Consider the following 22,283-nt stretch of genomic DNA (forward strand, 5'->3'; position numbering starts at 1 on the left):
CTTTCTTATATACGCCACCGCTGCGTGAATGCGCGGTGGCTTGATTGACCGGATCACCCTATGTCAGGATTTCGTTGGGAAATCATTCAGGAATACGCCCCACTGTTTATGGACGGTGCCTGGATGACAATTAAGTGCACCATTATCTGTGTGATTTTGGGCACAACCTGGGGGTTAACCCTCGGTCTGGGCCGTCTGGCGCAAGCGCCTCACGGTATCTGGAAGCCAGTATTGTACTATTTCGTTCAATGGCCAGTACGCATCTATATTAGTGCTATTCGCGGCACCCCCTTATTTGTGCAGATAATGGTGGTGCATTTCGCGCTGGTGCCACTGTTTATTAACCCACGGGATGGCATTCTGGTCACCAATGGCATTATGTCTTCTGATTTTGCCAGAATGCTGCGCTCAGATTACGGTGCTTTTTTATCCTGTGTCGTGGCTATCACGCTGAACGCGGGTGCTTATGTTTCTGAGATTTTCCGCGCGGGTATTCAGTCAATTGATCGCGGCCAGATGGAAGCCTCGCGCTCATTGGGAATGAGCTACGGCAAAACGATGCGCAAGGTTATTCTGCCTCAGGCTTTCCGCCGGATGTTACCGCCACTGGGTAACAATGCCATCGCTATCGTAAAAGATTCATCGCTGGCCTCTGCGATTGGCCTGGCTGACTTAGCCTATGCTGCTCGCACCGTTTCTGGTGCCTATGCGACTTATTGGGAACCCTACCTGACTATCTCACTGGTTTATTGGGTTATCACATTCTTACTTTCGCTATTAGTGCGGCATATGGAAAAGAGGTTCGGTAAAAGTGATTCACGTACATAACCTACAAAAACAATTTGGCGAAACCCATGTGTTGCGTGGCATTTCTTGCGATATTCAGCCAAAAGAAGTGGTTTGCATCATTGGCCCATCCGGTTCGGGTAAAAGCACCTTTTTGCGCTGTATTAATGCGTTGGAGACGTTATCCGGGGGAGAAATAACCGTTAATGGTTTTGAGATCCATAAGCCGAAAACCGATCTCAACCGGATGCGCGAAAGTGTCGGCATGGTGTTCCAACGTTTTAATCTCTTCCCTCATATGACGGTGTTGGAAAACCTAACCATGGCACCTATGGATGTTAAAAAGCTGCCACGAGCACAAGCCATAGAACGGGCTGAATTGTTGTTACGCAAGGTGGGATTACTCGATAAGATTGATGCCTATCCCAGCAGTCTTTCTGGCGGTCAACAGCAACGCGTTGCCATTGCCCGAGCCTTGGCAATGGAACCTAAAATCATGTTGTTTGACGAACCGACTTCAGCACTGGACCCGGAGTTAGTCGGTGAAGTGCTAGCGGTGATGAAAGCATTAGCACTGGAAGGGATGACCATGGTGGTAGTGACTCATGAAATGGGCTTTGCCCGAGATGTGGCCGACCGGGTGCTGTTTATTGATCAAGGGGTGATACAGGAAGAGGGGCAACCGGAAAAAATCTTTACCGCCCCTACTAATCCGCGAACTCAGGCATTTCTCAGTAAGGTGCTTTCAGCGCAAGGGTAAACGGTTACCCATTGAAGATGTTACAAATTGAAGCGGGTTATTATCAGGTGAAACCGAATAGCCCGCCGATTTGCTCACCAACCAGTAAGAAATGAAAACAGCATCCAGAATAAACACAATACTGCAATACCACTCCCACCAATGGTAAATAAGAGATTACCGCGCGATAACACACTCAAGGCAATACCTACCAACACTGAAACCGGCATCAGGGCCAGAAAGAACGGCCAAGTGTACAGCAGGAAGAAGACGGTATTGGGACCATAGACAAAGAAAGGTATCGCAAACGCCAGCCAATAGAAAACAAAGCCTGTAACGCCACCGAGAAAGGAGTATGACGGCTCCTCCCTTTCCCGCTGTTCGTCGATAATAATTTGGGTGATATTCTGCATAGCAATCCTGTGGGCACAGTTTACCAGCACGCTCTAAGGGCGTTTTGCCGATAGCCATTAGTATAGATACCCAGCGTAATTAGCGTTACAGGTAGGCAGCAAGCTAATACATCCCGATGCGCTTACACAGTCAAGTGATTCGGGTGAATGCGTGCAGCTAACGGCCCTGTAGCTTCAAGTACAAAGGGTATCATTTAGGATTTGATAATAGCTCGACCACGCAGTACGTCTAACAATTGTTCAATCAAATTTGTTACTAATTGTTCACCCGGCAAATGAATATCAGCGTGTTCGGGTGATTCATAAATAGAGTCGATGCCAGTAAAATTTTTCAGCTCGCCAGCACGGGCTTTTTTGTACAAACCTTTAGGGTCACGGGCCTCACAAATAGCCAACGGTGTATCGACAAATACCTCAATAAACTGGCCTGATGCCAACATATCGCGCACCATTTCCCGCTCAGCCCGATGAGGTGAGATAAACGCCGTCAGCACCACCAACCCGGCATCTACCATCAGTTTGGCCACCTCCCCGACGCGACGAATATTCTCGCGCCGGTCAGTATCAGAAAAACCCAAATCACGGCATAAACCATGGCGCACATTGTCGCCATCCAGTAAGTAAGTGCTAACACCGCGAGCAAACAGTGCCTGTTCCAGCGCACCGGCAAGGGTAGATTTCCCTGAGCCAGATAAACCGGTAAACCACAGCACCACCCCTTGGTGCCCATGCTGTTGCTCCCGATCCTCTCGGGTCACCGCATGGGGATGCCAGATGATATTCTCATCAGTTGGCAGAGCGCCCGATTCATTAACATCATGCGTTTTCAACGGATCGGCGTACAAGTTATTTACCCCCTAACAGATCACGCGCGCCCCAGTGTGGGAAATGGCGGCGAACCAAAGCATTCAGTTCTAGCTCAAACGTACTGAATTCAGTATTTTCCTGATAAACCGACGCCAGCGTTTCGCGGATTAACCCCGCACCAACAGTGACATTAGTCAGCCGATCAATAAAGATCATGCCACCGGTATCCCGGTTGCGTTGATAGCTGTCGAGCACCAGCGGTTCATCAAATGCCAGTTCAACCAAACCAATACCATTAAGCGGCAGGCTGTCAACTACCCGCTGGGTCAATGAGTTGATTTCCACCTGATATTGAATATTTTCCACCCGCGCACGGGTCTTTTTCCCCGCTACTTTGATGTCATAACTTTGTCCAGCCACTAACGGCTGTTCCGCCATCCACACCACATCCACCAGCGCATTTTGCGCCGCTGTTAAGGTTTCACTGGCATCAACCAATAAATCGCCACGGCTGATATCCACTTCATCAGTCAGCACCAAGGTTATGGCTTCGCCAGGGATGGCTTGCTCCAAGTCACCATCAAAAGTAACAATGCGCGCCACACTTGATTCCACACCGGACGGCAGCACTTTTACTCTCTGCCCAACGCGCACCACACCGGCAGACAAGGTGCCAGAATAACCACGAAAATCCAGGTTTGGCCGGTTAACATACTGCACCGGGAAGCGCAGCGGCTGCTGCCGGCTGGCATTGACCACATCAACACTTTCCAGCACTTCCAGTAGTGTCGGGCCGGAATACCAATTCATTTTCTCGCTCGGTGATGCCACATTATCGCCATCCAGCGCAGATAGAGGGACAAACTTGATGTCGAGATCCGTGGGTAATTGCTCGGCAAAACTCAGGTAATCTTCTTTAAATTGTTCGAAGACGCTTTCCTGATATTCCACCAAATCCATCTTATTCACCGCCACTACCAAATGGCGGATCCCCAGCAATGTAGCGATAAAGCTGTGACGGCGAGTTTGATCCAACACCCCTTTGCGGGCATCGATCAACAAAATCGCCAGATCGCAGGTAGAAGCCCCGGTCGCCATATTGCGGGTGTATTGCTCATGCCCAGGCGTATCTGCGATGATAAATTTGCGTTTCTCGGTTGAGAAATAGCGATAAGCCACATCAATGGTGATGCCCTGCTCACGCTCGGCCTGCAAGCCATCAACCAATAACGCCAAATCCAATTTTTCACCCTGAGTGCCAATACGTTTACTGTCAGTGTGCAGCGTTGATAACTGATCTTCATAGATTTGGCGGGTATCATGCAGTAAACGCCCAATCAGGGTGCTCTTACCGTCATCCACACTGCCGCAGGTCAGAAAACGCAACATCGTTTTATGCTGTTGGGCATGCAGGTAAGCTTCTACTCCCCCCTCGTTGGCAATCTGCTGGGCGATAGAGGTGTTTTGTAAAATCATCGATTTGTTCTCTGAAACTGGCAGCTCATCAACAACGGGCTGATCTTGTAATTTCGTGCTCATTGGGCGCTCCTCAGAAATATCCCTGACGCTTTTTAAGCTCCATCGAGCCGGATTGGTCACGGTCGATCATTCGACCCTGGCGTTCACTGGTAGTAGAGATAAGCATCTCTTCGATGATGGCAGGTAAAGTTTCAGCCTCGGACTCTACCGCGCCAGTCAATGGCCAACAGCCCAAGGTGCGAAAACGCACCATCTTCTGAGTAATGACTTCACCCGGTTGTAAATCAATTCGGTCGTCATCCACCATCAGTAACATGCCATCACGCTCAACCACCGGACGAGGCTTTGCCAGATACAGTGGAACAATGTCGATTTTTTCCAAGAAGATATATTGCCAAATATCCAGCTCAGTCCAGTTGGACAGCGGGAACACGCGGATACTTTCGCCTTTGTTAATTTGGCCGTTGTAGTTGTGCCACAGTTCCGGGCGCTGATTTTTTGGATCCCAGCGATGGAAGCGGTCACGGAACGAATAAATACGCTCTTTGGCGCGGGATTTCTCTTCGTCACGCCGGGCGCCACCAAATGCAGCATCAAAACCGTATTTGTTCAGCGCTTGCTTCAAGCCTTCGGTTTTCATGATATCAGTGTGTTTGGCGCTGCCGTGAACAAACGGGTTAATGCCCATCGCTACCCCTTCCGGGTTGCGGTGGACCAGTAGCTCGCAGCCAAATGCTTTAGCGGTACGGTCGCGAAATTCATACATCTCGCGAAATTTCCAACCGGTATCCACATGCAATAACGGGAATGGCAAATTACCGGGGAAGAATGCCTTGCGCGCCAAATGCAGCATCACAGAGGAATCCTTACCGATAGAATAGAGCATCACCGGATTACCGAATTCAGCGGCCACTTCACGGATGATATGGATACTCTCCGCCTCCAATTGCCGCAAATGAGTGAGTCGTTTTTCGTCCATAACAGATCCTTTATGCCAAATTCACGACTGACGGGCTGATAGCCTGTTCAGTCTGTGGTTGTTGCCCAAACCAGGCGATTTGGTGATGTAAATCCACCACTTCACCGATAACCAGCAGTGCTGGGGTCGGTGCCTGATGTGCTAATGATTCCAGTTGGGCCAGTGTGCCCGTCAGAACTTGTTGGTCAGCACGGGTTCCCCGGCCAATTACCGCTACAGGGGTGGTGCTTGCCCGACCATGGGCTATGAGCTGACGGCTAATCTCGGCGGCTTTCACTGTTCCCATATAAATCGCCAAAGTTTGGCGGCCTCGAGCCAGTGCCTGCCAATCCAAATCATCGCCATCGGCGCGGCAATGCCCGGTAATAAAGGTTACGCTCTGAGCATAGTCACGATGCGTCAGGGGGATACCCGCATAGGCTGTCGCCCCACTTGCCGCCGTCACTCCCGGCACCACCTGAAACGCGATGCCCGCACGCGCCACCATTTGCAGCTCTTCACCACCACGGCCAAAGATAAACGGATCACCGCCTTTCAGCCGCACTACCCGTTTCCCCTGCTGCGCCAGCGAGACAAGTAATTGATTGGTTTCTTCCTGTGCTACCGAGTGTGCTCCTGCCCGTTTGCCGACACAGATACGTTCAGCGTCACGCCGTACCAGATCCAACACTTCCGGGCTGACTAAATGGTCATATAACACCACATCAGCCTGCTGAATCACTTGCAGACCACGTAATGTCAGCAAACCTGCACAACCAGGCCCCGCCCCCACCAAAGCAACCTCACCCTGAGTGCTGCGCTGCCCCTCCAGCTCTCGTTGTAATTCCTCTTCGGCTTGGGCTAACTGACCACGGCTAATCAGACTCGCAAAGCGGCCACTAAACGCATTTTCCCAAAAGCGACGGCGCTCTCCCATCGAGGCGATATGCTGTTTAACCCGACCACGCCAGCGCCCGGCAACGGCGGCCATATCACTCAGGCTGGCCGGTAGCAGGGCCTCTAACTTCTCACGTAGTAAACGCGCCAGCACCGGAGCTTGACCGGCAGAGGAGATAGCCACCACCAGAGGGGAGCGATCGACAATCGACGGGAAGATAAACGAGCAGCGGGGTTGGTCATCAACCACGTTAGCCAAAAGATGTCGCTGATCCGCAGCAGTAAAAACAGCGGCATTCAGCACGGTATCGTTCGTGGCGGCAATCACCAAAAAAACATCATCCAACTGTTCCGGCAAGAAAACCTTTGCCAGCCAGTTAATGCGGCCATCCTGATGCTGTTGTTCCAGTTCAGATGAAAGAGTCTGTGCCACTACCCTCACCTGTGCACCCGCGCGGTGGAGTAAATCAATTTTTCGCGCAGCGACTTCGCCGCCGCCAACAACCAATACTGGGCGCTGTTTCAAGTCGGCAAATAGAGGTAGATAGTCCACAACGTCCTTCAATTACATGATAAAGCGTAGGGTGACTATAGGGGGGGGGCATGGCCTTATGAAATGACGAAAAGTAATTACAAGTTCCATAATGATATATAGGCGTAACAGCATGGCTTGCAGCTAAGTTAGCCAATTCGCACTCAGGGCGATTTTCTTACTTACTGACATAAAATTTCTACACTTTAGGAAGTATACAAATTGTCTATTGGTGTAGACAGTTTCATACTAAGCACCGGAAAGAGCTGTATTGTCCATGCTGCGAGGCATGGCCCAGACTATAACAAGGATATTTCGGTATGTTTTCCCGCCGTCGCCTAAAGTGGGCACTATTCACCCTGTGTTTCAGTACCGTCTTACCGTTGCATGCCGCTACGACTCAGGCCGTTGGTCGAATCGCTGAACAACAAATCCGCCATATCAGCACCTACTTTCCCGGCCGTATGGCGGGTAGCCCGGCAGAATTACTGGCTGCTGAGTATATCAACCACCGTTTTCAGCAAATGGGTTATCAAAGCAACCTGCGGGGTTTTAATACCCGTTATCTGTATACCAGTAAAAACGGTAAACCAAGCTGGCACACACTGACTGCCACCTCGGTGATTGCCGCTCGCAACATGACAACTCTCGATAAAAAGCAGGTGACTGGCAAAGCGGATGACCAGAAACAGATAATTATCATGGCGCACTTTGATACCTACACACCGCAAAGTGATAAAGATTTAGATAAGAATCTGGGTGGGCTGACGCTACAAGGGGTCGATGACAATGCCGCAGGGGTCGGCGTTATGCTGGAACTGGCTGAACATCTGAAAGACACACCATTGCGCTATGATTTGCGTTTTGTGGCACTCAGCGCCGAGGAGATAGGTGCACAAGGTGCCGAGAACTATCTGCAACGAATGAGTAAAACGGAGAAAGCCAACACACTGCTAGTGATCAACTTAGATAGTCTGATAACCGGTGACCGGCTCTATTTTAATGCCAGTAACCAGCCCACAGCCATTGCTGCAAGGGATCAAGCACTTGCGTTGGCACGTCGGTATGGCATTACTGCCGCCACAGTTAAAAACCAGATTAGCTCCCCCTGTAGGGCGGATAAAAATATCTTCTATAGCGCCGGATTACCGGTGTTGTCTGTCGAAGCAAGCAACTACAGCCTGGGTAACAAAGAGGGTTGTCAGCAACGGGCCATCAGTAGCCACTTTCCTCAAGGTATAACCCGTCATCAAAGCCAGCTAGATAACTTAAATTATCTGGATAAGTACTTACCGGGTCGTATTAGTAAACGTTCACACGATAGTGTGAAAATATTGTTGCCCCTGATACAAGCGCTCGCTGCCGATAAAAAATAATATGGGCTTTGCGTAACTTCGCGCAAAACACCGATAAAAACCAATAAATTCAACGTCAGGGTGATCATTATGATCGCCCTTTTTCGTGCTTTTCACGTATAACTCTTGGTGGGTATGGCACCCATAATTAATTGACTCAATCTCGCTAGTAGGTATGATACCCACCAGCGACTCACCAGGAGGTCACATGGAGAGTGGCGAATTAATAAAGCGATTGCAGGATACGGGCTGGCAAATCAGGGGCTGTAAAAAAACCAATGGCGGTAGTCATGTCACGATGTGCAAACCGGGTGTACGCAAGATCATTACGCTACCCCATCCGCGCAAGGATACATCTAAAGGTGTTCTGCGGCAGGCTCAGCAGATTGCCGGGATTAAATTGATTTAAACAAAGCCGTATACCCTAAATCATTCAAGTTGCAGGAAGGTGTGAAATCACCCACTGGGAACCGCCTCCACACATACGGTTTGAATGATGACGGGTATAAACGCTTAGGGAGTTAACCATGATCTACCCTATTTTTATTTTCAGTACCACTGAAGGATTAGATGGATATTTTCCCGATTTTGACGGTTGTTTCTTTGCTGGCAATACCTTTGCCGATATCAGTAAAAATGCCGAAGAAGCCTTTGCTGTTCATATTGAAGCACTGATGGATGAAGGTTTTCCATTACCCACGCCCCCGAAAGATCCACAACGTTACATTGGGGATCCCCGGTTAAAAGAAGAAGGGGGGATTTTGGGGTTTGTTGAGATTGATCCGGCCAAATATGAAAGTAAGGCAGTCAAATTCAATCTGACTATGTCGCAAAATCTGCTGACCGCCATTGATAAGTTTATCGCCACACACCGGGGTTATAAGAACCGTAGCCAATTTCTGGCTGAATTGGCACGTGAGAGAATCATCAGCTAATAGATAATGAAAATGAGGGCGCAGGCAGCGCCCTCAGACCACAGACAAATTCAAATAAAGGGAGAACGTGCAGTTGGGTGTAGCCGTTACGCATCAATCGCCGGAGCGCCCATCGGGGGCGGTCTACTTTTCACTCACTGAGCTGTAACACTCACAGGGCTATAAATAGCGTTGATATTAGCCTCAGCCTTCATGCAGGCCGCATTCGCGTTTCAAACCAAAGAAGCGAGTTTCCTCTTCGCTCATTCCCGGTTCCCATTTACGGGTGGTATGAGTATCCCCAACCGATAAGTAACCCTGTTCCCAAAGAGGGTGATAGCTCAGGCCATTTTGAGTCAGATATTGGTAAATCTGCCGATTGTCCCAATCGATAATCGGTAGCAACTTGAAGACACCGCGCTGAATGGCTAACACCGGTAGCTGCGCCCGGCTGCCTGATTGTTCACGGCGAAGACCAGCAAACCACGTTTGAGCCCCCAGCGTTTCCAACGCCCGATTCATGGGTTCCACTTTGTTCAGGTCATTGTAACGTTCAATACCCTCGACTCCTTGCTCCCACAATTTACCGTAACGGGCTTCCTGCCAAGCCGAGCTATGAGGGGCACGAAATACCTGTAAGTTAAGTTGAAGCTTCTCAGTCAAGTCATCAATAAACTGATAAGTTTCTGGGAATAGGTAACCGGTATCAGTAAGAATTACTGGAATATCAGAACGTTGCCGCGTAACAAGATGCAAACAAACGGCGGCCTGAATACCAAAGCTGGAAGAAAGTACAAACTCGCCCGGTAGATTTTCCAATGCCCAGCTCACCCGCTCTTGCGCGGTTAAATGCTCAAGTTGACCGTTAACCAGTGCCAGTGCCGCCGCTTGTTCTGCTTTCGGCAGGGCATTAAGTTCACTCAAGTTAAATTGGCTCACACCGCCTCCTGTACGTCATAAAAATCACGGGCTGAATCAATCACTGGAGCAATCACACCAACGCGAATCACAAAGTCACCGAAACCTTCATCAGCATGGCGCTCTTTTGCCCAGCGCCCAACCAACTGATCGGTAATTGACAGAATTTCATCTTCGGTGATGTTTTCACGATACATCCGCGGTATCCGAGTGCCTTCCCGGTTGCCACCCAGATGCAGGTTATAACGACCAACGGCTTTACCCACCAGCCCTACTTCTGCCAATAAAGCACGGCCACAGCCGTTCGGGCAGCCAGTAACTCGCATCACAATATGTTCATTGGGCAAACCGTGTTGCTGCAAAATACCTTCAATACGGGTAACAAACTCTGGCAGGAAGCGTTCAGCTTCTGCCATAGCCAATGGGCAGGTTGGGAATGAAACACACGCCATGGAGTTCTCACGCTGCGGGCTGACACTGTCATCCATCAAGCCATGCTCACGGGCCAGCGCCTCAATACGGGCTTTATCTTTTTCCGGCACCCCTGCCACAATCAGGTTCTGATTCGCAGTTAAGCGGAAATCACCCTGATGGATTTTAGCAATTTCTGCCACACCGGTTTTCAGGCTACGGCCAGGATAATCTAGCAAACGGCCATTTTCGATAAACAGGGTTAAATGCCATTTTTTATCGATCCCTTTGACCCAGCCAATACGATCGCCACGACCAGTAAATTGATAAGGTTTAATAGCCCCGAAACTGACGCCTGCGCGCTTTTCAACTTCCGCTTTGAACGTTTCTACCCCTACTCGCTCCAACGTATATTTGGTTTTAGCATTTTTGCGATCAGTACGATTGCCCCAATCCCGCTGCGTGGTAACAACCGCTTCAGCGATAGCCAGCGTGTGTTGCAGCGGAATGTAACCAAATTCACTCGCTTTACGGGGATAGGTATTCTTATCACCATGAGCAATGGATAACCCACCGCCTACTAACACGTTAAAACCAATCAGTTTGCCTTTATCAGCGACAGCCACAAAGTTGAGATCGTTGGCGTGTAGATCCACATCATTTTGCGGCGGAATAACAACTGTGGTTTTAAATTTACGCGGTAAATAGGTCGCGCCGAGAATCGGCTCCTCATCGGTGGTCGCCACTTTTTCCGCATCCAACCAAATTTCGGCATAAGCGCGAGTACGCGGCAGCAAATGCTCAGAAATCTTTTTCGCCCATTCGTAGGCTTCCTGATGTAGCACCGATTCCACCGGGTTCGACGTACACAGTACATTACGGTTTACATCGTTTGCCGTCGCCAACGCATCCAGCCCCAATTGATTAAGCAACTGATGGGCCGGTTTAACATTACCTTTCAGAATGCCATGGAACTGGAATGTCTGGCGATTGGTGATACGGATACTGCCGTATAAGGTGTTATCCGCCGCAAACTTATCAATTCCCAACCATTGCTGTGGGGTAATAATCCCCCCCGGCAAGCGGCAACGTAGCATCATGGCATGACGTGGTTCCAGCTTCTGCTCGGCGCGTTCGGCGCGGATATCACGGTCATCCTGCTGGTACATACCGTGGAAGCGGATTAACAGGAAGTTGTCGCCATTGAAACCACCCGTTAGACCGTCATTCAAGTCTTTGGCAATGGTCCCACGCAGGAAATTGCTTTCCGACTTCATACGTTCGCCATCAGACAGTTTTCCAGTAACGACTAATGGTCCTGGGTGTTTTTCATTCATCAGTACACATCCCGCTGATAACGGCGCGCCAGGCGCAGCTCACTTAAATATTCATCAGCCTGCTCGGTATCCATTGCACCGTGCAGAGCCACCACGTCCAGTAAAACCTGCTCAACGTCTTTGACCATGCGGTTAGCATCGCCACAGACGTAAATGTGGGCACCTTGTTGTATCCAGTTCCACAGTTCTGCGCCCTGTGCACGCAGTTTGTCTTGTACGTATATTTTATGGGCCTGATCGCGCGACCAAGCCAGATCAATGCGGGTCAGCAAGCCGTCTTTAACATAGCGCTGCCATTCAACCTGATAGAGAAAATCCTCGGTGAAATGAGGGTTGCCAAAGAACAACCAATTCTTGCCACTCGCACCATCGGCCTCACGCTGTTGCATAAAGGCGCGGAAAGGTGCAATACCGGTACCGGGGCCAATCATGATAACTGGCGTTTCCGGGTTAGCAGGCAGGCGGAAGTTATCGTTATGTTCGATAAAGACACGAATATCACCCTCCACTTCCAGCCGATCAGCCAAATACCCTGACGCCCCTCCAGTACGTGGTCGCCCATCAATGTCATAGCGCACCACACCCACAGTGATATGTACTTCGTTTTCAGTCTCAGCCTGTGAGGAAGCAATGGAGTACAAACGCGGCGTCAGTGGCCGTAACAGCGCAATCAACTGATCAGCATTGAGATCAGACGGGGCTTGTCTAACCATATCAACGATCGGGGTATTTTTGGCATATTGTTGCAGCGCCGGTTTATCTGCCAGCAGCGCAATCAGCTTCTCATCACGGGAAAGTGCCGCATACTTATCAACGATCAGCGTCGTATTTTGTGTCAGTTCAAAATGGCTGCGCAATGCCTGTGCCAGTGGCAGATTCTGCCCGTCGACACTGACCTGTTCGTCGCCTTTAAGCCACAACAGAGCGAGTAGCTCGTCTACCAGGGCCGGGTCATTATCAAACCAGACCCCCAGTGCATCACCGGGTTGGTAACGCAGACCTGAATCGGCTAAATCTATTTCAATGTGGCGGACATCTTTTTCGGAGTTACGGCCTGTCACTTTCTGCTGTACCGATAATTGCGCGGTCAGTGGTGCCGTTTTGCTGTATGGGCTGGACGTTATTTCATCCACGACACCACTTTGAGTTACCGCCGCCGCAGTTGCCGATTGTGCCGGCACCCGAGCCTGTAACACTGCAACGATCTGCTGACGCCACTGCTGTGCCGATTCCTGATATTCCACATCCGCATCGACACGATCCAATAAGCGCTGAGCACCAAGTTCCGCCAATTTGCTGTCGAAATCTTTACCTGCTTGGCAAAAGTGCTCGTAAGAGGTGTCCCCTAATCCAAACACAGCAAAGGCGGTTTCCGGCAACTTAGGCGCTTTTTTAGAGAATAAGTATTTGTGCAATGCAACCGCTTCTTCCGCGGGTTCACCTTCGCCCTGAGTGGAGGCAACGATAATTAATAGGCGTTCTTGTGCAATTTGCTTAAACTTATAATCACCCGCATTGACCAAATTGACATTAAGTTTAGCCGCCAGAAGGTCATCACGTAGCTGTTCCGCTAAGCGGCGTGCATTACCTGTCTGAGAGGCAGAAATAAGGGTAATCGTCAGCGCTGGCGGAGCCACTGCCGCTGGGGTTGCAGCCACACCTGGCTGTTGATTAACCATGCCCCAGAAATAACCGGACAACCATGCCATTTGGGTTGGGGAAAACTCACCAACCGCCGCCTGTAAGCGGGCTAACTGCTCCGGCGATAGCGGAAGTAAAGAAGTAGGAGGAACCTGAGTCGTCATTGCAGTACGCATTCCCTTAAGCTTTAGCCAGTGTCAGTCGATCTATTTTCAGCACATATTTCTTAATGTTTGTAAGGTTAACCATCCCGATAATAACAATTAAAGAAGCGATAGAAATAATAAATAACCAAAACGACTAAGCGGTTTTTCAGGTAATGGATATGAGTTAAAGTGTTCAACTTATTAAGAAAATTTTCACTAACCCATATCAAGCTATTAATTTACTACGTCTACATATAAATCAGTAAGCTACGGGTAAAAGACTGGATTGGCAGGGGCCAAGAAGCGCTCCCCGTTGTGCGCTTTCATAGCCAGCAGAGGTGCTTTCCGGTACTATGCGGCGGTTTTTTGAGTCAATAAGGTCAGGACTATGAGCACCACCCTATTTAAAGATTTTCAATTTGAAGCCGCTCACCGACTGCCCCATGTTGCGGAAGGTCATAAGTGTGGCCGTTTGCACGGTCATTCATTTATGGTCCGTATCGAGGTTACCGGTGAAGTCGATGATCACTCCGGCTGGGTGATGGATTTTGCTGATCTGAAAGCAGCATTTAAACCTATTTGGGAACGACTGGATCACTACTATCTGAATGATATTCCTGGTTTGGAAAACCCGACCAGTGAAGTGCTGGCCAGTTGGATTTGGCAACAGCTTAAACCGCAGCTACCAGAACTGAGCGCAGTAATGGTGAAAGAGACCTGTTCTGCGGGCTGCGTTTATCGCGGCGAATAAATCGATCCCCAAAGTCATTGATGTTGCAGCAAGACAGCAAGTGAATGAATCCCAATGAGCTTACATGAGTAAGTGATTTGGGTGAATGAGCGCCGCAACACGGCTGCGGCGGCAAGGACGAAGGGGATTAAGCGATATTTAAATACTTATGCGTCTGCATCGACAACCGCCAATTCTTGGCAATACAAATTTCGATACAGAGCTTAGTGGCGTCGTCTTTCTGGCTGATGGGTTGTAGCGCAATAATCCGCTTTTTGTCGTCATCCAGCGTGGCAAGCAGTGCCTCTAATGCCTCGATATCACGCATGCGGCCAACCGGATGTTTGATTTCATCGGCGCGTTGCAATGCCTGAGGCAATACTTTCAGGCCACTGCGCATATTCACTTTTGGCGAAACCGTCACCCAGGTCGTCGCTGAACACCGCACATCATGCGTGCCGCTGGTTTCAATCTGGCAGCTATAACCAGCCTGCTCCAACAATGAGGTTAAGGGGAACAAGTCGTAAATAGCGGGTTCTCCACCAGTGATGACAACGTGGCGTGCGGTATATCCCTGCTGAGAGAAAATATCTAATAGCTGTTGTGCGCTGGCTTCCCCCCAGGCATCACTTTCGGCAGTTTTCACCATAATACGCTGCATATCAACTTCCCGATCGGCTTCCTTTTCCCAAGTGTGTTTGGTATCGCACCAGCTACAACCTACCGGGCAGCCCTGCAAACGCACAAAGATCGCCGGTACACCGGTGAAGTAACCCTCGCCTTGCAAGGTTTGGAACATCTCATTAATCGGGTACAGCATCAGTTTCTCTATATTCATTCAAGCCAATCGGCGATTATCGCAGATTCTCTGACTGTGACCAAACTGGCAACGCTTATGCTGCCAGTTTGTCTGTATCAGAGTATTACTCAATCACGCCACAAGCCATGCGCGCACCACCACCGCCTAACGGCATTGGATGATCGGCATAGTTGTCGCCACCGGCATGGATCATCAGGGCATGCTGCTTCAGTTCAGAGAGTGATTTCAGCCGTGGAGCCAATACCTGATAAGTCGCGCTGCCATCAGCATTCACAACCAGTCCCGGCAAATCCCCTAGATGCCCTTTGTCATTATAAGGGCCAAGGTGTACGGCAGTTTTTTGTGGATCAAAATGGCCGCCAGCAGCAAGGGCTGGCACGGGTTTGCCGTCTTTCTGCCCTGGTGCACAACTTGGGTTTTCATGCAGATGGAATCCATGAATCCCCGCCACCAGCCCGGTCAAATTGGGCGTGAACAATAAACCATAAGGTGTTTCAGTCACTGTCACCGTGCCCAGAGCTTTACCATTACCTTCAGGGAGTGCTTCGTTCATGGTCACAGTAACGCCTGCAGCCAGCACACTGCTGGTAAAAAGCATCGCTGGCAACATTAAGTATTTCAGTTTCATCCGTTATCTTCCTTTATGCATTATTGTCGAATCATTCGGGTACACATTAATGATAACGGGTGATGAATTATCTGCACGGCAGCGGTGTAAGAGATGTGAAGCCGATGTGTGGGGTGGGTGAGATTCAGATTAATCCCGCAGAGGTAAGTAAGTGGTAATAACAGGCTAATTTGTAACAATGACAGCTCACGGCCAGCATATTACCGAAGCTTGCCCCGCCATATCCCATAAAAAAGCCCGCCTATTAAGGCGGGCTTTATCAACAAACTGTTTTACTGAAGGTAACGCGCAGTAATTACTGGCCTTTCACTTCTTTCAGACCGTTGAATGGTGCGCGGTCACCCAGCGCTTCCTCAATCCGAATAAGCTGGTTGTATTTAGCAACACGGTCAGAACGGCTCATTGAACCAGTTTTGATTTGGCCTGCTGCGGTACCTACTGCCAGGTCGGCAATGGTAGCATCTTCGGTTTCGCCTGAACGGTGAGAGATAACCGCGGTGTAACCTGCATCTTTCGCCATCTTGATAGCAGCCAGAGTTTCGGTCAGAGAACCGATCTGGTTGAATTTGATCAAGATAGAGTTAGCAACACCTTTCTCGATACCTTCTTTCAGGATCTTGGTGTTGGTTACAAACAGGTCGTCACCAACCAGCTGAATTTTGTCGCCCAGAACTTCGGTCTGGTATTTGAAGCCAGCCCAGTCAGATTCGTCCAAGCCATCTTCGATGGAGACGATTGGGTACTGTTTGGTCAGGTCTTCCAGGAAGTGAGTGAACTCTTCAGAAGTGAACGCTTTGTTGCCTTCGCCAGCCAGAACATATTTGCCATCTTTGTAGAACTCAGATGCCGCACAGTCCATAGCCAGAGTAACGTCTTTGCCCAACACGTAGCCTGCTTGTTTTACCGCTTCAGCGATAACAGCCAGTGCTTCGGCGTTAGAACCCAGATTTGGTGCATAACCGCCTTCGTCGCCTACCGCAGTGCTCATGCCTTTAGACTTCAGAACTTTAGCCAAAGTATGGAACACTTCTGAACCGATGCGAACCGCTTCTTTCAGAGTTTTCGCGCCTACTGGCTGAATCATAAACTCTTGAATATCAACGTTGTTATCAGCATGTTCGCCGCCGTTGATGATGTTCATCATAGGCAGTGGCATAGAGAATTTGCCTGGGGTGCCGTTCAGTTCAGCAATGTGCTCGTACAAAGGCATGCCTTTAGACGCTGCTGCTGCTTTCGCTGCTGCCAGAGAAACAGCCAGGATGGCGTTAGCACCAAACTGGGATTTGTTCTCAGTACCATCCAGATCGATCATGATTTTATCGATGTTAGCCTGGTCTTTAGCATCTTTACCCATAACTGCCTGAGCAATTGGGCCATTTACTGCTGCAACGGCTTTCAGAACGCCTTTGCCCAGGAAACGGGATTTGTCACCGTCACGCAGTTCCAGTGCTTCACGGGAACCGGTAGAAGCACCTGATGGTGCCGCAGCCAAACCAACAAAACCGCCTTCCAGATGAACTTCAGCTTCTACAGTTGGGTTACCACGGGAGTCGATGATTTCGCGACCGATGACTTTAACGATTTTGGACATTAGATTTTCCTCAGTACAAGTTAAACTAAAACTCCAGACAGAGGGGGCGACATCACTGCCGCCCCTTCTACCAAATATTTTATTTCACCTGGCGCTTCTGATAATCACCAGCCGCTTTAACAAAGCCGGCGAACAACGGGTGACCATCACGTGGCGTCGAAGTAAATTCTGGATGGAACTGACAAGCTACAAACCACGGGTGGTTTGGTAACTCAATAATTTCCACCAGTTTGTTATCCGCAGAACGCCCTGCTACACGTAACCCGGCGGATTCAATCTGCTTCAACAACATGTTGTTTACTTCATAGCGATGACGATGGCGCTCAACGATGGTAGGTTCGCCATACATCTGACGTACCAGGCTACCTTCGGTCAGGTGACATTGTTGCCCACCCACCCGCATGGTACCGCCCAAATCGCTCTCTTCCGTGCGTACTTCAACGTTGCCGTCTTCATCACGCCATTCGGTGATTAATGCAACCACCGGATACTTACAGTCTGGCACAAATTCGGTGGAGTTTGCGTTTTCCATCCCCGCTACGTTGCGGGCAAACTCCATCAGTGCAACTTGCATACCCAGGCAAATACCCAGATAAGGAATATTGTGTTCACGGGCATAACGCGCTGCCAGAACCTTGCCTTCCACACCACGGTAACCAAAGCCACCTGGGATCAGAATAGCATCCAGTCCTTTCAGCATCTCTTCGCCGCGTGTCTCAACATCTTGCGAATCAATCAGCTTGATGTTCACAGTCAGGCGATTTTTCAGCCCACCGTGTTTGAGTGCTTCAATCACAGATTTATAAGCATCCGGCAATTCTACGTATTTACCGATCATCCCGATGGTCACTTCGCCACCTGGATTCGACTCTTCGTATAATACCTGTTCCCATTCAGCAAGATTTGCTTCAGGACAAGTTAAGCTGAATCGTTTACAAATATAATCGTCAAGGCCCTGTGATTTCAATAGCCCTGGGATTTTATAAATGGAATCAACATCTTTTAGGGAGATAACCGCTTTTTCTGGCACATTACAGAACAAGGCAATTTTGGCCCGTTCATTAGCAGGAACTGCGCGATCAGAACGGCATATCAGCACATCTGGCTGAATACCTATGGAAAGTAGCTCTTTTACCGAATGTTGCGTTGGCTTAGTTTTCACTTCACCGGCAGCTGCCAGGTAAGGAACCAACGTCAGATGCATATAAAGCGTGTGCTCGCGGCCAACATCAACTGCCATCTGGCGAATAGCTTCCAGGAATGGCAAGGATTCGATATCGCCCACGGTGCCACCAATTTCAACCAAAACCACATCGTGGCCTTCGCCGCCTTCGATGATGCGCTCTTTGATAGCATTGGTAATATGAGGGATAACCTGGATAGTCGCACCCAGATAGTCGCCACGGCGTTCTTTACGCAGAACTTCAGAATAGATACGGCCAGTGGTGAAGTTGTTACGACGGGTCATTTTGGTGCGAATGAAACGCTCGTAATGCCCTAAATCCAGATCGGTTTCAGCACCATCTTCGGTGACGAAAACTTCCCCGTGTTGAGTCGGGCTCATGGTGCCCGGATCCACGTTGATGTACGGGTCCAGTTTCATGATGGTAACGTTGAGGCCACGGGCTTCAAGTATAGCCGCCAGAGAGGCTGCGGCAATGCCTTTACCCAGAGAGGATACGACCCCGCCGGTCACAAAAATATAATTAGTTGTCATGCTTAACCTGAGAGTTTAGGTTTAAAGACGATGGAAGAACCAAGACGGGAAAGTAGTATACTCGAACCTTGGTTTCGCTACAAACTATCTCCGCGCCAGTGGCCATTTTCGCTACCAAAACCGCACGGAACATCGTCTTGCTATCCGTTATAATTCAATATATTAACGTAATTAAAATCCAACAACCATCCGCCAAATGAATTAAAACACCTTAAATTTCAGTTTCTTGCTTTTTAACTTGCTGCCAGGCGGCTTCCATTTCTTCCAGCGTCGCGCTCTCCATGCTCTTCCCTGATGCCATAACTATTTGTTCTACCTGACGAAAACGACGTTCAAACTTGCGGTTAGCTGCCTGTAAGGCATTTTCAGCTTTATGGCCTAAATGACGAGATAAGTTAACCGTAGCAAACAGCAAATCGCCAATTTCTTCCCCCAGTTTTTCTTCATCCACCACCGCTTGGCGAGCTTCGAACATCACTTCATCGATCTCTTCATAGACTTTGTCCAAAACCGGACCAAGTGTGTCCCAATCAAAACCAACCACTGCGCAGCGCTTTTGGATTTTATGGGCTTTCATCAATGCTGGTAGTGCATCGGGAATATCATCCAGTGCCGAATACAGGGCTTTCTCCGCTCTTTCCTCGGCTTTACGCGATTCCCAACCCGCCAGCGCCGCTTCACTGCCAATCGCTACGTCAGTGGCGTTTAGCGCAGCATTAGGGAATACATGCGGGTGACGACGCTCCAGTTTGTCGCTGATGGCATGACAAACATCATCAAACGCAAACAACCCCTGTTCCTGCCCCATTTGGGCATAAAACACCACCTGAAACAGCAAATCGCCCAGTTCATCACGTAAATCATCAAAATCCTTGCGCTGAATCGCGTCAAGCACCTCATAGGTTTCTTCTAATGTATAGGGAGCGATGGTGTCAAACGTCTGTTTACGATCCCACGGACAGCCGTGCTCCGGGTCACGCAAGGTACGCATAATATCCAACAAACGTTGCAGAGCTAAGGCGGTGATATCAGGGGTAGTTACTGGCTGGGTCATCTCAATTTATTCACTTTTTTGCTGTTTAAAATTCGAGGCGTAGCGAGCGCAGGCAGATTGATTGCGGCCAGCGCACAGCCCCCGGAGCGTACACGCAGTACGTGAGGAGGGCGAGCACTGCCCAATATCAATATGCCAAAGCGCAGTAGCCGTCCAGATCAAAAACTTAATTGCCGTGGAGCCGACGGGCATCTATCACATCCGGCAACTGATTCAGCTTGGCTAACACCCTGCCCAGCACCTGCAAGTTGTAAATCTCGATATCCATATCGATGGTAGCGAGCATCTTTTTAGTATCGCTGCGGCTGGCAACCCCTAATACATTGACCTTTTCGTTCGCCAGTATGGTGGTGATATCACGTAACAAGCCACTGCGATCATTGGCGGTCACCCGCACTACTAATGAATAGCCACTGGAGTAGCTTTCACCCCAAACCGCATCAACAATCCGCTCTGGTGCATGAGACTGCAATTCAGCCAGTTGTTCACAATCAGCACGATGAATGGATATCCCCCGCCCCTGGGTAATAAAACCAATAATCTCATCACCGGGAATCGGTTGGCAGCAACGGGCAATATGGTGCATCAGATTGCCAACACCTTCGACCACAATGCGCCCGCTGTCTTTGCTGGCGTTGCGTGGTGGTGGCTGATGCTTATTATTCAGATGGCGCAATGCCTCTAAATCAGCCTCTTCCGCTGTTGGCTTGTTCAGCTTGCCTTGCAGGAAGTTGACCATCTGATTCAGACGAATATCACCACCGCCAATGGCCGCCAACACTTCATCCATCGAATTCATGTTATAGCGCGGAACTAGCAGCTTCTCAGCCTCTTTTAGGCTGATATCCATATGTTCCAATTCGTTGTCCAGCATCTGCCGGCCAGCAAGAATATTCTTGTCTCTATCTTGTTTTCTAAACCAGTTATGGATCTTGGATCGCCCACGACTAGTAGTGACATAACCGAGGTTAGGATTCAGCCAGTCACGGCTTGGGTTGGGTTGCTTCTGGGTGATAATTTCAATCTGATCACCCATCTGTAACTGATAGGTAAACGGCACAATTCGGCCACTGATTTTAGCACCTATGCAGCGGTGCCCCACATCACTGTGAATATGATAAGCAAAGTCGAGTGGGGTAGAACCGGCAGGTAAATCAATAACATCGCCTTTCGGGGTAAACACATAGACTCGGTCGTCAAATACCTGACTGCGCACTTCATCCAGCATCTCGCCAGAATCTGCCATCTCTTCCTGCCAGGCAATCAGCTTACGTAACCAGGCAATGCGCCCTTCATAGCCAGAACGCCCCGCCGCCACAGCACCTTCTTTGTACTTCCAGTGGGCGGCAACCCCCAATTCAGCATCTTCATGCATCTGGCGGGTACGAATCTGAATCTCCAGCGTTTTCCCACGCGGCCCGAGGACTACAGTATGAATTGACTGATAGCCATTGGGTTTAGGGTTAGCGACGTAATCATCAAACTCATCAGGCAAATGACGGAAATGAGTATGCACAATCCCCAATGCGGCATAGCAGTCCTGCAAACGCTCGACGACCACTCGCACAGCGCGCACATCGAATAACTCATCGAAGGCCAACGACTTTTTCTGCATCTTGCGCCAAATACTGTAGATATGCTTTGGTCGGCCATAAATATCAGCTTTGATACCTTCATCCGCCATTGCTTTGTGCAATGAAGCGACAAAATCATCAATGAATTGTTCACGATCAATACGACGCTCATGAAGCAATTTAGCAATTTGTTTATATTCATCGGGATGCAGATAGCGGAAGCAGAAGTCTTCCAACTCCCACTTAATCTGGCCAATACCCAAGCGGTTAGCCAGCGGGGCATAAATATTGGAACACTCTTTGGCCGCCAGCACGCGTTCGTCTTCCGGTGCATCTTTCACTTCACGCAAATGAGCAATACGCTCAGCCAGTTTGATGACCACGCAGCGAAAATCTTCCACCATCGCCAGCAGCATACGGCGCACGTTATCCACTTGCTCAGAGCTCATGGAGTCGTTGTGAGTCGCTTTTAATTGGCGGATAGCGTCCATGTCACGCACGCCATGCACCAGATAGGTGATACCCTTGCCAAATTGCTCAGTCAGGGTGGTTTCATCCACCACATTGGCATCCACCAGCGGGAACAGTAGCGCCGCGCGCATACTGTCGTTATCCATGCTCAGAGTGGAAAGAATCTCAACCATTTCAAGACCGCGCCACAACAATAACGAGGCATCAGGATGGTTTTGCGTCTGTTGCTCACAGTAACGCCAGGTTTCGGCCAATCGCTCACCTGACTGCGGATTAGGAAGCCCCAAGCTGGCGATCCAGTCGTCGAGAGCAAACTCACCCGCCGGATTCAAATGTGCACTTCGTACCGCAACCATAACTTCTCC

Annotated in this window: 20 protein-coding genes; 6 read left to right on the forward strand and 14 right to left on the reverse strand. The window is 49.6% G+C overall.

Annotation, left to right across the window (positions count from 1 at the left end; translation table 11 throughout):
* Nucleotides 1-60 precede the first annotated feature (60 nt).
* A complete protein-coding gene (locus V1955_RS18080; RefSeq protein WP_005181636.1) occupies nt 61-828 on the forward strand; it encodes an amino acid ABC transporter permease in 768 nt (255 codons plus the stop codon).
* The gene (locus tag V1955_RS18085; RefSeq protein ID WP_083160401.1) at nt 812-1,546 is read left to right on the forward strand and encodes an amino acid ABC transporter ATP-binding protein; all 735 of its coding nucleotides are present in this window, start codon (nt 812-814) and stop codon (nt 1,544-1,546) included. Before V1955_RS18080 ends, V1955_RS18085 begins: the two co-directional genes overlap by 17 nt.
* Before the next feature lie 74 nt (nt 1,547-1,620).
* On the opposite strand, the gene V1955_RS18090 is transcribed toward V1955_RS18085, so the two are convergent.
* The 5 genes from V1955_RS18090 to cysG form a co-directional block, all read right to left on the reverse strand.
* Nucleotides 1,621-1,938 (reverse strand): DUF3561 family protein, encoded by a 318-nt coding sequence (locus V1955_RS18090; RefSeq protein WP_083160403.1) that lies wholly within the window; start codon nt 1,936-1,938, stop codon nt 1,621-1,623.
* A 194-nt stretch (nt 1,939-2,132) separates the two neighbouring features.
* Nucleotides 2,133-2,783: an adenylyl-sulfate kinase gene (cysC, locus tag V1955_RS18095; protein ID WP_442821247.1), complete on the reverse strand. Its 651-nt coding sequence runs from the start codon at nt 2,781-2,783 to the stop codon at nt 2,133-2,135.
* A 1-nt stretch (nt 2,784) separates the two neighbouring features.
* Nucleotides 2,785-4,284 carry a sulfate adenylyltransferase subunit CysN gene (gene cysN / locus V1955_RS18100; RefSeq protein ID WP_193784722.1) on the reverse strand — a complete coding sequence of 500 codons (1,500 nt, stop codon included), beginning with the start codon at nt 4,282-4,284 and terminating at the stop codon, nt 2,785-2,787.
* A gap of 10 nt (nt 4,285-4,294) precedes the next feature.
* Nucleotides 4,295-5,203: a sulfate adenylyltransferase subunit CysD gene (gene cysD, locus V1955_RS18105; protein WP_004706274.1), complete on the reverse strand. Its 909-nt coding sequence runs from the start codon at nt 5,201-5,203 to the stop codon at nt 4,295-4,297.
* 10 nt (nt 5,204-5,213) lie between these two features.
* Complete coding sequence (cysG, locus tag V1955_RS18110) at nt 5,214-6,632, reverse strand: siroheme synthase CysG (protein WP_442821248.1); 1,419 nt, start codon at nt 6,630-6,632, stop codon at nt 5,214-5,216.
* Between the two features lie 299 nt (nt 6,633-6,931).
* Between cysG and V1955_RS18115 the strand changes: the two genes are divergently transcribed.
* The 3 genes from V1955_RS18115 (at nt 6,932) to V1955_RS18125 (ending at nt 8,901) form a co-directional block, all read left to right on the forward strand.
* On the forward strand, nt 6,932-7,987 hold the full coding sequence (locus V1955_RS18115) for an aminopeptidase (protein ID WP_372568703.1): 1,056 nt from the start codon (nt 6,932-6,934) through the stop codon (nt 7,985-7,987).
* Between the two features lie 187 nt (nt 7,988-8,174).
* Nucleotides 8,175-8,375: a type II toxin-antitoxin system HicA family toxin gene (locus V1955_RS18120; RefSeq protein ID WP_005181624.1), complete on the forward strand. Its 201-nt coding sequence runs from the start codon at nt 8,175-8,177 to the stop codon at nt 8,373-8,375.
* 118 nt (nt 8,376-8,493) lie between these two features.
* Nucleotides 8,494-8,901 (forward strand): type II toxin-antitoxin system HicB family antitoxin, encoded by a 408-nt coding sequence (locus tag V1955_RS18125; RefSeq protein ID WP_442821249.1) that lies wholly within the window; start codon nt 8,494-8,496, stop codon nt 8,899-8,901.
* Nucleotides 8,902-9,084: 183 nt separating this feature from the next.
* On the opposite strand, the gene V1955_RS18130 is transcribed toward V1955_RS18125, so the two are convergent.
* Genes V1955_RS18130 through cysJ form a run of 3 tightly spaced genes read right to left on the reverse strand, consistent with a single transcriptional unit; the run spans nt 9,085 to nt 13,351 of the window.
* Complete coding sequence (locus tag V1955_RS18130) at nt 9,085-9,819, reverse strand: phosphoadenylyl-sulfate reductase (protein ID WP_372568702.1); 735 nt, start codon at nt 9,817-9,819, stop codon at nt 9,085-9,087.
* A complete protein-coding gene (gene cysI / locus V1955_RS18135; RefSeq protein WP_372568701.1) occupies nt 9,816-11,546 on the reverse strand; it encodes an assimilatory sulfite reductase (NADPH) hemoprotein subunit in 1,731 nt (576 codons plus the stop codon). Before cysI ends, V1955_RS18130 begins: the two co-directional genes overlap by 4 nt.
* A complete protein-coding gene (gene cysJ, locus V1955_RS18140) occupies nt 11,546-13,351 on the reverse strand; it encodes an NADPH-dependent assimilatory sulfite reductase flavoprotein subunit (protein WP_442821459.1) in 1,806 nt (601 codons plus the stop codon). Before cysJ ends, cysI begins: the two co-directional genes overlap by 1 nt.
* Before the next feature lie 370 nt (nt 13,352-13,721).
* Between cysJ and queD the strand changes: the two genes are divergently transcribed.
* Entirely contained in the window at nt 13,722-14,084 is a 363-nt protein-coding gene (gene queD, locus V1955_RS18145) for a 6-carboxytetrahydropterin synthase QueD (protein WP_083160413.1), read from the forward strand.
* Between the two features lie 127 nt (nt 14,085-14,211).
* On the opposite strand, the gene queE is transcribed toward queD, so the two are convergent.
* From queE to relA, 6 genes are all read right to left on the reverse strand, one after another.
* The gene (queE, locus tag V1955_RS18150; RefSeq protein ID WP_083160417.1) at nt 14,212-14,883 is read right to left on the reverse strand and encodes a 7-carboxy-7-deazaguanine synthase QueE; all 672 of its coding nucleotides are present in this window, start codon (nt 14,881-14,883) and stop codon (nt 14,212-14,214) included.
* A gap of 103 nt (nt 14,884-14,986) precedes the next feature.
* On the reverse strand, nt 14,987-15,511 hold the full coding sequence (gene sodC / locus V1955_RS18155; protein WP_083160419.1) for a superoxide dismutase family protein: 525 nt from the start codon (nt 15,509-15,511) through the stop codon (nt 14,987-14,989).
* Nucleotides 15,512-15,806: 295 nt separating this feature from the next.
* Nucleotides 15,807-17,102: a phosphopyruvate hydratase gene (gene eno / locus V1955_RS18160; RefSeq protein WP_050086475.1), complete on the reverse strand. Its 1,296-nt coding sequence runs from the start codon at nt 17,100-17,102 to the stop codon at nt 15,807-15,809.
* 79 nt (nt 17,103-17,181) lie between these two features.
* Nucleotides 17,182-18,819, reverse strand: coding sequence for a glutamine hydrolyzing CTP synthase (gene pyrG, locus V1955_RS18165; protein ID WP_083160421.1), 1,638 nt, complete (start codon nt 18,817-18,819; stop codon nt 17,182-17,184).
* A 211-nt stretch (nt 18,820-19,030) separates the two neighbouring features.
* Entirely contained in the window at nt 19,031-19,873 is an 843-nt protein-coding gene (gene mazG, locus V1955_RS18170; RefSeq protein ID WP_083160423.1) for a nucleoside triphosphate pyrophosphohydrolase, read from the reverse strand.
* 166 nt (nt 19,874-20,039) lie between these two features.
* Nucleotides 20,040-22,274 carry a GTP diphosphokinase gene (gene relA, locus V1955_RS18175; RefSeq protein ID WP_083160425.1) on the reverse strand — a complete coding sequence of 745 codons (2,235 nt, stop codon included), beginning with the start codon at nt 22,272-22,274 and terminating at the stop codon, nt 20,040-20,042.
* Nucleotides 22,275-22,283 lie beyond the last annotated feature (9 nt).

Source organism: Yersinia sp. 2545 StPb PI (assembly GCF_052217125.1).
GTDB lineage: Bacteria > Pseudomonadota > Gammaproteobacteria > Enterobacterales > Enterobacteriaceae > Yersinia > Yersinia enterocolitica_E.

Excerpts from the sequence above, each read along its gene's own strand:
- V1955_RS18080 (WP_005181636.1), top strand. The coding sequence starts at position 61 with ATGTCAGGATTTCGTTGGGAAATCATTCAGGAATACGCCCCACTGTTT.
- V1955_RS18090 (WP_083160403.1), bottom strand. The coding sequence starts at position 1,938 with ATGCAGAATATCACCCAAATTATTATCGACGAACAGCGGGAAAGGGAG.
- cysN (WP_193784722.1), bottom strand. The coding sequence starts at position 4,284 with ATGAGCACGAAATTACAAGATCAGCCCGTTGTTGATGAGCTGCCAGTT.
- cysD (WP_004706274.1), bottom strand. The coding sequence starts at position 5,203 with ATGGACGAAAAACGACTCACTCATTTGCGGCAATTGGAGGCGGAGAGT.
- V1955_RS18115 (WP_372568703.1), top strand. The coding sequence starts at position 6,932 with ATGTTTTCCCGCCGTCGCCTAAAGTGGGCACTATTCACCCTGTGTTTC.
- V1955_RS18120 (WP_005181624.1), top strand. The coding sequence starts at position 8,175 with ATGGAGAGTGGCGAATTAATAAAGCGATTGCAGGATACGGGCTGGCAA.
- V1955_RS18125 (WP_442821249.1), top strand. The coding sequence starts at position 8,494 with ATGATCTACCCTATTTTTATTTTCAGTACCACTGAAGGATTAGATGGA.
- cysI (WP_372568701.1), bottom strand. The coding sequence starts at position 11,546 with ATGAATGAAAAACACCCAGGACCATTAGTCGTTACTGGAAAACTGTCT.
- cysJ (WP_442821459.1), bottom strand. The coding sequence starts at position 13,351 with ATGACGACTCAGGTTCCTCCTACTTCTTTACTTCCGCTATCGCCGGAG.
- queD (WP_083160413.1), top strand. The coding sequence starts at position 13,722 with ATGAGCACCACCCTATTTAAAGATTTTCAATTTGAAGCCGCTCACCGA.
- queE (WP_083160417.1), bottom strand. The coding sequence starts at position 14,883 with ATGCTGTACCCGATTAATGAGATGTTCCAAACCTTGCAAGGCGAGGGT.
- sodC (WP_083160419.1), bottom strand. The coding sequence starts at position 15,511 with ATGAAACTGAAATACTTAATGTTGCCAGCGATGCTTTTTACCAGCAGT.
- eno (WP_050086475.1), bottom strand. The coding sequence starts at position 17,102 with ATGTCCAAAATCGTTAAAGTCATCGGTCGCGAAATCATCGACTCCCGT.
- pyrG (WP_083160421.1), bottom strand. The coding sequence starts at position 18,819 with ATGACAACTAATTATATTTTTGTGACCGGCGGGGTCGTATCCTCTCTG.
- mazG (WP_083160423.1), bottom strand. The coding sequence starts at position 19,873 with ATGACCCAGCCAGTAACTACCCCTGATATCACCGCCTTAGCTCTGCAA.
- relA (WP_083160425.1), bottom strand. The coding sequence starts at position 22,274 with ATGGTTGCGGTACGAAGTGCACATTTGAATCCGGCGGGTGAGTTTGCT.